10 protein-coding genes are annotated in these 14,525 nt (G+C 43.5%); 5 read left to right on the forward strand and 5 right to left on the reverse strand.

All coding sequences use genetic code 11. The features are described 5' to 3' along the window. Positions 1 to 597: 597 nt before the first annotated feature. A complete protein-coding gene (gene fadR / locus ELZ11_RS12575; RefSeq protein WP_137357763.1) occupies positions 598 to 1,437 on the forward strand; it encodes a fatty acid metabolism transcriptional regulator FadR in 840 nt (279 codons plus the stop codon). Positions 1,438 to 1,507: 70 nt separating this feature from the next. Here fadR and ELZ11_RS12580 read toward each other — a convergent pair whose 3' ends face one another. After that, positions 1,508 to 1,987, reverse strand: coding sequence for a YehS family protein (locus ELZ11_RS12580; RefSeq protein ID WP_137357764.1), 480 nt, complete (start codon positions 1,985 to 1,987; stop codon positions 1,508 to 1,510). A gap of 144 nt (positions 1,988 to 2,131) precedes the next feature. Continuing rightward, positions 2,132 to 4,192, reverse strand: a complete 2,061-nt coding sequence (metG, locus tag ELZ11_RS12585; RefSeq protein ID WP_137357765.1) for a methionine--tRNA ligase — start codon at positions 4,190 to 4,192, stop codon at positions 2,132 to 2,134. Between the two features lie 157 nt (positions 4,193 to 4,349). Here metG and apbC point away from each other — a divergent pair, with 157 nt between their 5' ends. From apbC to ELZ11_RS12600, 3 genes are all read left to right on the forward strand, one after another. Beyond that, positions 4,350 to 5,429: an iron-sulfur cluster carrier protein ApbC gene (gene apbC, locus ELZ11_RS12590; RefSeq protein ID WP_137357766.1), complete on the forward strand. Its 1,080-nt coding sequence runs from the start codon at positions 4,350 to 4,352 to the stop codon at positions 5,427 to 5,429. A 154-nt stretch (positions 5,430 to 5,583) separates the two neighbouring features. After that, the gene (udk, locus tag ELZ11_RS12595) at positions 5,584 to 6,225 is read left to right on the forward strand and encodes a uridine kinase (protein WP_137357767.1); all 642 of its coding nucleotides are present in this window, start codon (positions 5,584 to 5,586) and stop codon (positions 6,223 to 6,225) included. 85 nt (positions 6,226 to 6,310) lie between these two features. Beyond that, positions 6,311 to 8,440 carry an AsmA family protein gene (locus ELZ11_RS12600; protein ID WP_137357768.1) on the forward strand — a complete coding sequence of 710 codons (2,130 nt, stop codon included), beginning with the start codon at positions 6,311 to 6,313 and terminating at the stop codon, positions 8,438 to 8,440. 59 nt (positions 8,441 to 8,499) lie between these two features. Here the strand turns inward: ELZ11_RS12600 and cobO are convergent, their stop codons facing one another. After that, positions 8,500 to 9,105 carry a cob(I)yrinic acid a,c-diamide adenosyltransferase gene (gene cobO / locus ELZ11_RS12605; RefSeq protein ID WP_137357769.1) on the reverse strand — a complete coding sequence of 202 codons (606 nt, stop codon included), beginning with the start codon at positions 9,103 to 9,105 and terminating at the stop codon, positions 8,500 to 8,502. Between the two features lie 83 nt (positions 9,106 to 9,188). Between cobO and ELZ11_RS12610 the strand changes: the two genes are divergently transcribed. Beyond that, positions 9,189 to 9,638 carry a low molecular weight protein-tyrosine-phosphatase gene (locus ELZ11_RS12610; protein WP_137357770.1) on the forward strand — a complete coding sequence of 150 codons (450 nt, stop codon included), beginning with the start codon at positions 9,189 to 9,191 and terminating at the stop codon, positions 9,636 to 9,638. 62 nt (positions 9,639 to 9,700) lie between these two features. Here the strand turns inward: ELZ11_RS12610 and ELZ11_RS12615 are convergent, their stop codons facing one another. Next, a complete protein-coding gene (locus ELZ11_RS12615) occupies positions 9,701 to 11,248 on the reverse strand; it encodes a SulP family inorganic anion transporter (protein ID WP_137357771.1) in 1,548 nt (515 codons plus the stop codon). A gap of 259 nt (positions 11,249 to 11,507) precedes the next feature. Then, positions 11,508 to 14,507, reverse strand: coding sequence for a ribonuclease E (rne, locus tag ELZ11_RS12620; protein ID WP_137357772.1), 3,000 nt, complete (start codon positions 14,505 to 14,507; stop codon positions 11,508 to 11,510). Between the last annotated feature and the right edge of the window lie 18 nt (positions 14,508 to 14,525).

Below are 14,525 nucleotides of genomic sequence, written 5' to 3' on the forward strand. Positions count from 1 at the left end.
CTTAAAGATTTCTAGTCATGGAGTATTAACTATTCCATTGTAAACAGTGACTTAGAAAAACAACAATCCGTGTATTGTTTTGTGGTCTTGCCAAGTCACTCCCTTAGAAACTTAAGCACTGCTCACTTTTGAGCGCAACTCTACTCTTAGATAACATTTAGTCAACAGGAAAAACACTGAAGCCCCAAAAATACCTATTTTTTGTCGAGAAACGCGATCAAAGTAGCGCTAGGGTAACATGAAAACTGTGAATAAATCGTGACTGCATCAATATTTGGTTGAAATGACTGAAAATTACAACTTATTGGGTATTTATGTGCAAATATGACAAGTTTATTTTGTAATTTATATATTGTGGGTGTAATTCATAACTCGTTGATTTATAGATTTATTTACCCTGTTAATGGATTGTTGAAATCATAGTTTGCGAGATGTATATCACAAGCGTAATACTGCAACATCGAGGGTGGTGTTAGAGTTGTTACTCTAAAGGTGTTTGGGCTATCACTAACTGTTAGTGAGGTTTCTTCTAGTAGAGAACTAGTGGTATGATGAGTCCCATTAACGCAGAATAATTAAAATTGGATTATAGTTTACATGGTCATTAAGGCGAAAAGCCCGGCAGGCTTTGCAGAGAAGTATATTATTGAAAGTATTTGGAATGGCCGTTTCCCACCAGGCTCAATCCTACCAGCAGAGCGTGAACTTTCTGAATTAATTGGTGTTACTCGTACAACTCTACGTGAAGTTTTGCAAAGATTAGCCCGCGATGGTTGGTTGACGATCCAGCATGGTAAGCCAACAAAAGTAAACGAGTTTATGGAAACTTCTGGTCTTCATATCCTTGATACTTTGATGACATTGGATGCAGACAACGCAACCAGTATTGTAGAAGATTTGCTTGCAGCACGTACAAACATCAGCCCTATCTTTATGCGTTATGCATTTAAGGCAAATAAAGAAAACTCTGAGCGAACTATCAGCGGCGTGATTGAATCTTGTGAAGCACTTATTTCTGCAGAATCATGGGATGAGTTCCTTGAGTCTTCTCCGTATGCAGAAAAGCTGAAGCAAACAATCAAAGATGACAACGAGAAAGATGAAGCGAAGCGCCAAGCTATCTTAGTTGCTAAGACTTTCAACTTTTACGACTACATGCTTTTCCAACGTTTGGCGTTCCATTCCGGTAACCAAATCTATGGTTTGATCTTTAACGGTCTAAAAAAGCTGTATGATCGTGTCGGTAGCTACTACTTCTCGAATGAAGAAGCTCGTCAATTGGCACTGAACTTCTACCGCGAACTACTAGAAGTTTGTCAAAATGGTGATCGCGAGAAGTTACCACTCGTCATTCGTCAGTACGGTTTAGCAAGTGCTCAAGTTTGGAATCAAATGAAGACTACATTGCCAACGAACTTTACTGAAGACGATAGCTAATCAATAGCTTAGATACTAAAAAGCCGCGATAGATGATTCGCGGCTTTTTTCGTTTTTTTGCCTGGTATCCTTAAGCAGAATACTCTTCTGAGTCAGGGCGGAATTGGAATTGAACACCATTTAAGAAATCACACAAAAGCTCGTCTTCACATTCTTTGTAGTTCTTGTTATTTGGTTTACGGAAGTATGCACCAATCTCATACTTGCTTAGGCTGATGCCAACCACTTCAAGCACGTTCAGCACGTCTTCAGCTTTCATATTCAGTGCGATTCTTAACTTCATGAAAATCATGTTGTTGGTAAGTGTGACTTCTGGTTTAGGCTGCTCACCTTCTTTCTTACCGCGCTTAAGGTTGATAAAGCCATTGAGGAAAACGGCCAGATCTTTATCTTTCATTTTTGAAAATGATTTTTCGTTGCTGTCTTTAAGCCAGTTGTTTAATTGGTCGTGATTCAATGCGACGTCTGCTTGTTCATAAGCTTTGATGATTTGGGCATTTTTTAGATTCAGCGTATGTTGAATACGGCGAAGAATTTCATTGTTCGTCACAGATAGTTCCTAAGGAGATCGGTCAGTGGTTCTGACAGAATTAATTAGCCGCGACTCTAACAGAGATTGAGGGCTTTCGATAGATATAAAAAAATCCCCAGCGTATCTCTACGCTAGGGATTGAGTACTTGCTCAGTACAAGTGTTACATTACACGCATACCAGGTTGTGCGCCTTCATGAGGCTCTAGAATCCATAGATCGCTGCCTCCAGGGCCCGCTGCTAGGATCATACCTTCAGACATACCAAACTTCATCTTACGAGGTTTTAGGTTTGCTACCATTACGGTTAGCTTACCTTCTAGCTCTTCAGGTTTGTACGCAGACTTAATGCCAGAGAATACCTGACGAGTTTCACCGCCAATATCTAGCTGGAATTTAAGCAGCTTGTTTGCTTTAGGTACTTCTTCACAAGAGACGATGCGAGCGATACGCATATCGACTGCTGCAAAAGCATCGAACTCAATCTCATCTGCGATTGGTTCTTTATCTAGCTCAGTTTGGCTTGCTTTCTCTTTTTCAGCTTCAGCTTTTGCTTTCGCTGCCATCTCTACTGCTGCATCTTCTTTAGATGCTTCAATCATAGCTTCAACTTTTTTAGGGTCGATACGATTGAATAGCGCTTTGAACTTAGTGATTTCGTGGTCTGTTAACGGGTTAGCAATACCTTCCCACGTTAACTCTTCGTTCAAGAAACCTTCAGTACGAGCTGCTAGTTCTGGCATTACTGGCTTCAAGTAGGTCAGTAGAACGCGGAATAAGTTGATACCAACAGAACAAATATCTTGAAGCTCTTGGTCTTTGCCTTCTTCTTTCGCTACAACCCACGGTGCTTTTTCATCAACGTATTGGTTAGCTTTGTCAGCTAGTGCTGTGATTTCACGGATTGCGCGGCCAAACTCACGAGTTTCGTATAGCTCAGCGATACGGTCAGCGGCAGCAACAAATTCGTTGTATAGCTCAGGTTCAGCGAATTCAGCGGATAGTTTGCCTTCAAAACGTTTAGTGATGAAACCAGCGTTACGCGATGCTAGGTTTACAATCTTGTTCACTACGTCTGCGTTTACACGCTGAGTGAAGTCTTCAAGGTTAAGATCTAGGTCATCAATACGGCTGTTTAGTTTAGCTGCGTAGTAGTAACGTAGACACTCTGGGTCTAGGTGGTTTAGGTAAGTGCTCGCTTTCACGAACGTACCTTTAGACTTAGACATTTTCGCGCCGTTTACCGTTACGTAGCCGTGAACGAATACGTTGTTTGGCTTGCGGAAACCAGAGCCTTCAAGCATAGCTGGCCAGAATAGGCTGTGGAAGTAAACGATGTCTTTACCGATGAAGTGGTAAAGCTCTGTTGAGCTGTCTTTCTTCCAGTATTCATCGAAGTCTAGGTCATCGCGCTTATCACATAGGTTTTTGAATGAGCCCATGTATCCAATTGGTGCGTCTAGCCAAACGTAGAAGAACTTGTCTTTTTCACCTGGGATCTCAAAGCCAAAGTAAGGCGCATCACGAGAGATATCCCATTGTTGTAGACCAGATTCAAACCATTCCTGCATCTTATTTGCAGTTTCGTTTTGAAGTGAACCAGAACGAGTCCATTCCTTTAGCATGCTTTCGAACTGAGGTAGGTCGAAGAAGAAGTGCTCAGAGTCTTTCATTACTGGAGTCGCGCCAGAAACCGCAGACTTAGGTTCAATCAGTTCTGTAGGAGAATAAGTTTCACCACAGTTATCACAGTTGTCGCCGTACTGGTCTTCAGACTTACACTTAGGGCATGTACCTTTTACGAAGCGATCTGGAAGGAACATTTCTTTTTCAGGATCGAACAATTGAGAAATAGTACGGCTAGAAATGAAGCCGTTCTTTTTAAGCTCAAGGTAGATGTGAGAAGCCAGTTCGCGGTTCTCTTCACTGTGCGTGCTGTGGTAGTTATCAAAGCTGATATCAAAACCTGCGAAGTCTTTTTGATGCTCTTCACTTACAGCAGCGATCATCTCTTCTGGCGTGATACCCATCTGTTGTGCTTTTAGCATGATTGGCGTGCCGTGAGCATCGTCAGCACAGATGAAGTTTACAGTGTTACCACGTAGGCGTTGGTAGCGAACCCAGATATCAGCTTGAATATGCTCAAGCATATGACCAAGGTGAATAGAGCCGTTAGCGTACGGAAGTGCACATGTTACCAAAAGTTTTCTTGGATCAGTTGCCATACTTAATATTTCGCTTTGTTAATAGGTATAAATTTGATTGCTAATACTACTTGATAACGCTTTCGACGCCAAGAAGTGAGCGCACTGAATACCCTAGTTTTTTTAGGGTTCAGTCAACAAGAGTTGGGTGGTAGCATTAACAAAAAAAGGAGTGCCTATGCGTACGTTTTCATCAAAGCAAGATTTCTGTGATTGGCTAAACCAATTTGAGCACCCAAACCTTATTCCTCAATGGGCGAATCAAGCCAATATTGTCAAAGTGACAGCCAATGGCGTGTTTGAAATTACGCTACCATTTGCTGCAAACCAGCTAGTTAAAGAACTTAACCTTTGGGTAGAGAGACAAATTGAAGCAGGCAAACTGGCTAACATTGATTTTACCGTTGGTATTAAACCTTCAGCGCTAGAAACCACAGTGACTTCTTCCATTAAAGGAGTGAAGAATATCGTGGCTGTGACATCTGGTAAGGGAGGAGTCGGCAAGTCTACAACTGCGGTTAACTTAGCCTTGGCTATCTCGAAATCTGGTGCAAAAGTTGGGCTTCTTGATGCGGATATTTATGGACCGTCGGTGCCGATGATGCTGGGTGAATTGGAATCGAAACCAGAAGTTGAAGACAACAAGTGGATGAAGCCAATCGTTGCGCATGGCATCTTTACACATTCCATAGGTTACTTGGTATCGCAAGATGAAGCTGCCGTGTGGCGTGGGCCTATGGCATCGAAAGCGTTAGGGCAGTTAGTAAATGAAACTTTGTGGCCTGAACTCGATTACCTAGTCATTGATATGCCGCCGGGAACCGGTGATATTCAACTGACATTGTCGCAACAAATTCCGGTAACCGGTGCGCTGGTGGTGACAACCCCACAAGACTTGGCGTTAGCGGATGCTCGCAAAGGCGTGGCGATGTTTGAAAAGATAGAAGTGCCAGTAACAGGTTTAGTTGAAAACATGAGCTACCACATTTGTAGCCACTGTGGCGGCAAAGAACATATCTTTGGTGAAGGTGGAGCTCAATCTATGTCGGCCGAGTATGGTTTGGACATTTTGGCTCAAGTTCCTTTGCATATCGATATGAGGCAAGATCTAGACTCAGGTATTCCGACCGTCATTAAACGTCCTGATAGTGAACACACAGCTACGTATCTTGCTCTTGCTGAAAAGGTATGCAGCAAGATGTATTGGCAGGGAAATGCCAAGCCTGAATCTATAAATTTTACGATGTTAGAATCGTAAAATAGTGACGCAAACGTTTGTCTTGGCTAAATATATTACTAATCTTCTGTTACGTGTAATTTACTACTTTGTTGACTAGTATCTAATATGTTTAGCCCCTATAATCAGGCGGTTTATCTAATCCCATCACCAAAACCATATCGGGTGCAAAATAATGTCTGATAATAATCAATGTGTCATCGTAGGTATCGCTGGCGCTTCTGCTTCAGGAAAGAGTCTAATCGCGAGCACAATTTACAATGAATTACGCGAGAAAGTAGGCGACCATCAAATTGGTGTTATCACGGAAGATTGCTACTACAATGATCAAAGTCATTTGAGCATGGAAGAGCGAGTAAAGACGAACTATGACCACCCGAGTGCACTAGACCACGATTTATTGTGTGAGCACTTACAGCAACTGACTAAAGGTGAAGCGGTAGAAGTTCCTGAGTACAGCTACTCTGAACATACGCGTACGTCGAATACAACTCCTTTGACACCTAAGAAGGTGATCATCCTTGAGGGCATTCTACTTCTTACAGATCCTCGTCTTCGTGATCTGATGCACGCGACGGTATTTATGGATACCCCGTTAGACATTTGTCTTTTGCGCCGTGTGAAACGTGACGTAGAAGAACGTGGTCGCACAATGGAATCGGTGTTGAAGCAATACCAAGAAACGGTTCGTCCTATGTTCATGCAGTTTATTGAACCTTCTAAACAATATGCCGACATTATCGTTCCACGTGGTGGTAAAAACCGTATAGCAATTGACGTGCTTAAGGCACACATCGCAAAATTGCTTAAGTCGTAACGGTTGATTAAGACTTTATTTTTTATGAGATAAGTGGCACTTTAGGTGCCACTTTCTTTTTGGATTTTATGCAAGGATTATGCAGATGAAGAAACTGTTCTTTTTCATTGCTATCCCAGTATTTGCTGTCATAGCTGCTGTGTTGGCTCTTGTCTTATTGGTTAACCCTAACCAATTTAAACCTCTCATTATTGAACAAGCCGCGAAAAATACAGGTTTAGAACTTGTGATCGATGGCGATATCAGCTGGAAGTTTTTTCCATCTCTAGGTTTTGAACTAGGTAAAACCGAATTGAGAAACCCACAAGGGTTCAGCCAGCCTAATCTGTTTAAAGTAGATACGGTGGGTGTTGATGTTTCGGTAATGCCATTATTGAGTAGCCAACTTGAGATAGGTAACGTTACATTAGATGGTGCAGAATTTTATTTAGAGACACTAAAGGATGGTTCTAAAAACATTGATGCATTAAGCCAAGGTTCTCAACAGCAAACTAACGCAGTTGAAGCGAACACGGCTCAGAACGAGTCGACTCCAGAGCAAACCACAACTGAGAAAACCCCTTCTGATTGGACGATTAACCTCGCAGGTGTAACGGTTTCTAACGCGGCATTGGAGATTCAGGATCATCAAGCCGGTACTTTTACTAAGTTGCATGATATTTCACTAAGTTTGTCTGAGTTTGCGATTGAAACGTGGACAACTGCTACTTTCTCGGTAAAAGGTGAAAATAATCAGCAGCGTTTTACTGCGGATGGCCAAGCTGATTTTAAATTGGCAAAAGGCTTTACTGCTTACGAATTGCGTAACATTAACTTTGACGCAACCTTTAACGATCCAGCCACACAAATCGATTCAGCCAAAATAGGCTTAGATTCATTTGCGTTTGGTAAGGTGAGTAAGCTTAGCTATTCAGTTAAAGGCATCGCGGCAGACCTAAAAATTGACATGAGTGGCGCTGGTGAATTAACGGTTGATGAAGCGATCTCGTTAGTCGAACTAAAAGCGTTAACACTGGATGCAACATTCGAAGGTAATGCTCTTCCTCAATCGCCAATGAAAGTCGATATGGCGTCTGACCTTAATTTCGATTTAACGAAAAGTCATTTGTCATTTGTACTGGAAAAGTTGACTGCTAACGCGTTGCAGTTTGACGGAAAAGCCGATGTGACCTTGTTAGAAATACCAAAGGTGCGCTTTGCGTTGCACAGTCCTAACATCGATTTAGATGAATTCTTAGGTTTAGGTCAATCTGCCCCTGCAAGTGCAGAAGGTTCTGATTCATCAACAGCTAAGTCGCCAGCAGCAACTAAGCCTGAGCAAGAAGTTGAGCCAGACTTAACCGCGCTTAAAGGCTTAGATGTTCAAGGCAAGATTACGATTGATAAGTTCAAAGCGAATAACGCTCATATGCAAAATGTGGTGACTGCTTTTTCCGTTAACCGAGGTGTTGCAGAGCTGACGTCATTTAGCTCCAAGTTATACGATGGTTCGATTACGGCTACAGCGCGTTTAGATGCTCGTCAAACACCAGCAACTTATACTGCGAAAAAACGTATTAAGGGTGTGAAGGTTCAACCGTTACTAAAAGATGTGGCCGGCAACGATAAGTTAGAAGGCACAGGTAACATAGATGTTGATATCAAAGGTAAAAGCTTAACGCCTACAGGTATTAAGAAGAACCTTGTCGGTACGGTCGTGATTAATTTTGCAGATGGTGCTGTAAATGGCATTAATGTCGCCCAATTGATCCGCGAAAATTATGCCAAGATCAAAGGTGAGAAAATCGATAACGTTGAAGGTGTCCAAAAGACTGACTTCAGTGCGATGACGTCGACCTTGAAATTTAACAAAGGTTGGGTAAGTACAGACGACTTATCGATGCAGTCTCCGTTATTAAGGATCACTGGCGCTGGCAAAGCTAACTACATCAATGAAACTGTCGATTTTCTTGTGAGAACCTCTATCGTTGGCTCGCTAGAAGGGCAGGGTGGTAAAAACATTGATGAGCTTAAAGATGTAACTATTCCAATCCAAATCACTGGTGATTGGGCGCGACCTAAATTTAAGTTGGTTTTTGACGATGTGCTAAAGCAAAAAGCCAACAAAGAAATAGACCGTGGTTTGAAGAAGCTTGATGAAAAACTTGGTGACAAAATCAAAGACGAAAAAACCAAGGAAGCAGTGAATAGCCTAATTAAAGGTTTATTTAACTAGAGCTTGTTTTAATCAGAATTAAAAATGCCCTCGTAATGAGGGCATTTTTGTTACTGCGTTTACCAATCAACGCCTTGTAGTGCTTTTACACCAGAGTCAAAGGCGTGTTTTACGTTTTTCACTTCAGATACCGTATCGGCCATCTCAATTAAAGTGCGGTGAGCTCCGCGTCCCGTAATCAGCACTGATTGCATCTTAGGGCGGTTACTGAGCGCTTCAACCACTTCATCGAGTTCAATGTATCCATAGCTGACCATATAGGTAAGCTCATCAAATAAAATGACGTCGATAGAGTCATCAGCCAGCATGCGTTTACATTCTTTCCAAATTTTTTGAGCGGCTTCGATGTCTGTCGCTTTGTTCTGAGTTTCCCACGTGAAACCAGTACCCATTACTTTGAATTCTACATCAAGCTTTTCAAGCAGATTGCGTTCACCATTGTCCCAGGTGCCTTTTACAAATTGAGCTACCGCACACTTTTTACCATGACCTACCGCGCGCGTGATGGTACCGAAACCAGAGGTTGATTTACCCTTACCGTTGCCAGTGATCACAATCAGTAAGCCTTTCACTTCTTGTGCGGCTGCGATTCGTTCATCGACCTTTTCTTTCACTTTTTGCTGTCGTGCTTTGTGGCGAGCTTCTTTGTTGTCTTCGATCGACATGAGAAATCCTTTTTAAATTGTAATGTTAGTCATGATAGCCTAAGTTGATACTAGCTAAAACCACCGATAAAACAGGTGATTAAATGAAGAAAATCTTGGTAGTTTGTATGGGAAACATTTGCCGTTCGCCGACTGGTGAGGCGGTGTTAAGAGCGAAAGCGAAGCAGCAGGGCGTTGAGGTTGTCGTCGAATCCGCAGGCACAATCGGTTTCCACCAAGGTAACCCGCCAGATCCACGCTCAAAAAGCGCAGGTGAGAATCGAGGCTATAGCTTTAAAGGAATCACTTCTAGGAAGGTGGTCCCTCAGGATTTTGAGGAGTTTGATCTAATTCTCGCTGCTGATAACGAAAACCTTTTAGATTTAACCCACCAATGTCCAAGTCATGCTAGGCATAAGCTGCATTTATTTCTTAGCTACGGCGGTTCAGGGTATGAAGAGATACCAGATCCGTATTACGGAGCGGGAGATGGTTTCGAGCTGGTATTGGATTTGATTGAAGACGCTAGTGATAAAATTCTCGCTTCGTTGTAATTCAGACAAAAAAAGACCGACATAGTAATGTCGGTCTTTTTATTAGGAAGTAATGCTCAGTGCTACTTAGACATCACTTTGTAGATTGGATCTTCAGCCACATTAGCTTCAACTAAGCTACCTGCTTTGTGAAGCATTGCAACACAGTCTTGGCTTAGGTGACGTAGGTGTAAAGTCTTGCCTAATGCTGCATAGCGGTCTGCGATAGTATCAATCGCTTCAATGGCAGAGTGGTCAGTTACACGAGAATCCGCGAAATCAACAATAACGTCTTGTGGATCGTTCTGTGCGTCGAATAGCTCTAGGAAGTTAGCTGTTGAACCAAAGAAGATAGGTCCGTGAACCTTGTATTCTTTTGAACCCTCAGCGTTTACTGACTTGTCTGCGTAAATGTGCTTAGCGTGTTGCCATGCGAACATAAGAGCAGAAGCGATAACACCCACAGCAACCGCTACTGCTAGGTCGGTCAGTACAGTAACCACTGTTACTAGAACGATAACAAAGAAGTCTTGTTTAGGTACGCGACGTGCAAGCTTGAAGGTTGCCCATTCGAATGTACCAATTACCACCATGAACATAACACCAACTAGTGCCGCAAGTGGGATCATTTCAATTAGTGCTGAACCGAACAAGATGAACATTAGAAGTGCAACTGCCGCAACGATACCTGATAGACGACCACGACCACCTGAGTTTACGTTGATCATCGACTGGCCAATCATCGCACAGCCACCCATTGCACCAAACACTGAACAAGTCACGTTAGCCATACCTTGACCGACACATTCGCGGTTAGATTGGCCACGAGTGTTCGTCATTTCGTCTAAAACGGTAAGTGTTAGTAGAGACTCAATTAGGCCAATAGCCGCTAGGATAATAGCGTAAGGCAAAATGATGTGTAGAGTTTCGAACGTGAATGGAACCATCGGGATCGAGAACGTCGGTAGAGAGCCTGCAAGTGTTGCCGCTTCGTCACCAGACATAGTGCGTAGGAAGTCGACAACTGTGCGCGTTTCAAGATCAAGACCAACAACTAGAGCCGTAACCGTTACGATAGCCACAAGAGACGATGGTACCGCCGTAGTGATTTTAGGCAAGAAGTGGATAATCGCCATAGTTAGGCCAACCAGACCTAGCATTAGCGCCATTTGGTCACCAGGTAACCAAGTCAGTGCGCCAGATAGGTCTGGAGCTTTAAACTGACCAAGTTGCGCTAGGAAGATTACGATAGCTAAGCCGTTCACAAAACCAATCATTACAGGGTGAGGCACAATTCGAATGAACTTACCAAGCTTAAATACACCTGCTGCAATCTGCAAAATACCCGCGAGCATAATGGCGGCGAATAAGTATTGAACGCCGTGAGTCGCGACTAGGCTCACCATTACTACGGCCATTGCACCAGTAGCACCAGAAATCATGCCTGGACGACCACCGAAGATAGAAGTAATTAAACCTACGATAAATGCTGCGTATAAACCTACCATTGGGTCTACGCCAGCAACGAATGCGAATGCAACGGCTTCAGGTACTAAAGCTAGCGCTACAGTAAGACCTGATAGCACATCATTCTTTACAGAGTGCTTTGAAAATTGTGGGAATTCGAACATGTTTGCTCAGCTATGCTATAGATGGATTGACCGACAAAGGCGTATTGCGTAACTAAACAGAATTGGAAAAGAGCGGCAATAGGATTTGTCGAAAACATAAGTTGGCGCATGCTACCCAAAAATGTGATTAAGTTCAAGATTGAACCACATTTTGAGCAATATATCTGTCATAAGCCATTGGAACGGCAGATATAAAAAGGGCTGCTTATTTAAGCAGCCCTTCACATTATAGTTAAGCTATTTAACTATTGTTAGCCAATTAGTAATTAGGCTTAGTCGTTACTGCGCCAGCAGAGCTAGTGGCCGTCTGGCTACCTGCTCCTTTAGAAACGTAACGCTCAGAGCGGAATGGAGCAGCAACTACTTCAATTTCCTTAAGCTCTTGAGGGCCAGGTGCACTTGTCATTGGCGCGCCCGCTTGTTTCTTAGCTGCAGCTGCTGGTTTAGTTTCAGTTGTTTCCACTTTGATTTCAGAAACTTCCTCTACTTTTTCTTCAGCCACAATAGCTGGCTCAGTTACTGCTTGAGCTTCATCAGCAACAGGAGCTTCAACAACAGTGTCCACTTCCTCTTGCGGTGCTACGACTGGTTCTGCAGCAACTTGCGGTTCAGCAACAATTTCAACGGTTGGAGCTTCTGCTACTTCAGCTTGAACAGCAGGAGCTTCAATAGACTCTTCACGGCGAATGATTACTTTACCCATTGCCATCTCTGGACAAGCGAAACCGCCCATAGGAGTTGCTGTTGCTTCTACCGCTACCACTTGCTCTGTAACATCAGCTTTCGCTGTTTTGTGATGAGGCTTAGGAATGAAACGCGGCATTACTTTACCCATAGCCATCTCAGGAGATGCTACACCACCTTTACGTAGGCGGAATGGGTTTGGCTTGCGATCACGGCCACGGCGACGACGTTGACCACTTGCACGTAGGTGACGTGGAGAACGACGATTGCGACGTTGTTTCGGCTCTTCTTGCTCTGCGTTATCAGCAGTAGCTTGCGTTGCTTCAACTTGGTCTGCCACTTTCTTTTCTTGAGTCGCTTGCGCTTCTTGCTCTTTAGCTGCGTTCTGATCTTTTACACGAACTTGCTTGTTAAGTTTACGGCGCTGACGACGTTCTTTAACTTTTTGAGCTTTAGCTTCAGATTTCTCTTTCGCTGCTTCAGGTTTATTCGCTTGTGCATCTGCCGCTAACTGTTGGCCTTGCTGAGCTAACTTAGACGGTGCTTCTTGCTCTTCGCGTTGCTCGTCGCGCTGTTTGTTACGACGATCTTGCTTAGGCTTGCGATTTTGTTGACGATTCTGCTGCTGACGACCTTGTTGAGGTGCGTTTTCACTCTGCTCGTCTGACTTTTCGTCACGTGCAGGTTTGCGGCGACGTTTGTTATCGCGGTTTTCGTTACGATCGCCACGCTGGTTGCGGCGACGGTTATCGTTACGATCGCGACGTTGACGATTACCTTGATTACGTTTCTCTTGAGGCTTCTCTTCAACTTTTTCTTCAGTCTTCTCTTCTTGAGTAGAGCCGAATAGGAAGCTGCCGATCGCTTTAAAGAAGCGTCCAATTAAACCTGGCTCTTGGCTAACAGCAGGTGCTGCTTCAGCTTTAGGCTCTTGAGCTTTTGGCGCAGGAGTCGGAGCAGATTGAGCTGGTGCTGCAAAACCTTTTAGAGCTGGCTCTTCAAGTTTCTTAGGCTTGATATCAACTTCAACAGGTTCTTTGCTTTCTGCTTCTTTCAGAGCGTCTAGCTTTTTAGGAAGTAAGTAAGACAGCAGATCGAACTCTTCGCCTTCACGAACACGGATAACTTCAAAATGAGGTGTTTCCATGTCTGAGTTAGGAACAACCGTGATCTTAACTTCTTGGTTCTTCTCGATATGGTTTACTGAACGACGTTTTTCGTTCAATAGGTAAGAAGCGATAGGAACAGGAACAACCGCAAGAACTTGCGCAGTATTGTCTTTTAATGCTTCTTCTTCGATAAGACGTAGAACAGATAGAGCCAGAGATTCGTTATCACGAACTACACCAGTACCTGTACAGCGAGGACAGATGTGGTGGCTTGCTTCTGCTAGAGAAGGGCTCAAACGTTGACGAGACATCTCTAATAGACCAAAGCGAGAAATACGGCCAATTTGAACACGCGCACGATCTAATCGAACGGCGTCACGTAGACGGCTTTCAACTTCACGTTGGTGACGAACTGGCGTCATATCGATAAAGTCGATAACCACTAGACCGCCGAGGTCACGTAGACGCAGCTGACGAGCAATTTCATCCGCAGCTTCTAAGTTAGTGTTTAGTGCGGTCTCTTCAATATCGCCACCTTTCGTTGCACGAGCGGAGTTGATATCGATTGAAGTTAGCGCTTCAGTTGGGTCGATTACAATTGAACCACCAGACGGAAGGCGAACTTCACGTTGGAAAGCAGATTCAATTTGGCTTTCGATTTGATAGTGGCTAAATAGTGGAACTTCGCCATCGTATTTCTTAACGCGGTTAAGGAAATCTGGACGTACAAGCTGGATATGAGCTTGAGCACGTTCAAAGATGGTGTTGCTATCAATTAGGATTTCACCAATATCACGACGTAGATAGTCACGGATTGCACGAACAATTACGTTGCTTTCTTGGTGAATAAGGAAAGGAGCTGCGTTTGAATCAGAAGCTTGCTTGATAGCGCCCCAGTGATTCAATAGTACGTTTAGATCCCACTCTAATTCTTCAGCACTTTTGCCTACGCCAGCTGTACGCACAATTAAGCCCATACCTTGAGGAAGCTCAAGAGTGCTTAATGCTGCTTTCAGTTGAGTACGCTCATCACCTTCGATACGGCGAGAAATACCGCCTGCACGAGGGTTGTTTGGCATAAGAACTAAGTAACTACCTGCAAGTGAAATGAAAGTCGTTAAAGCAGCGCCTTTGCTGCCACGTTCTTCTTTTTCAACTTGTACGATAACTTCCTGGCCTTCGTTTAGCACTTCTTTAATGCTTGGACGACCTTGGTATGTGTAACCTTCAGGAAAGTATTCGCGGGCAATTTCTTTAAGAGGGAGGAAACCGTGACGTTCTGCACCGTAGTCGACAAATGCCGCTTCCAGGCTTGGCTCAATTCGAGTGATACGTCCCTTGTAGATATTCGCTTTTTTCGATTCGTGACCTGGACTTTCGATATCAAGATCGAATAGTCGTTGGCCATCGACCAAAGCGACACGCAACTCTTCTTTTTGAGTTGCGTTGATTAACATTCTTTTCATTTAGAAATCTCGTTGTCT

Source organism: Vibrio profundi, assembly GCF_005281835.1.
GTDB lineage: Bacteria > Pseudomonadota > Gammaproteobacteria > Enterobacterales > Vibrionaceae > Vibrio > Vibrio profundi.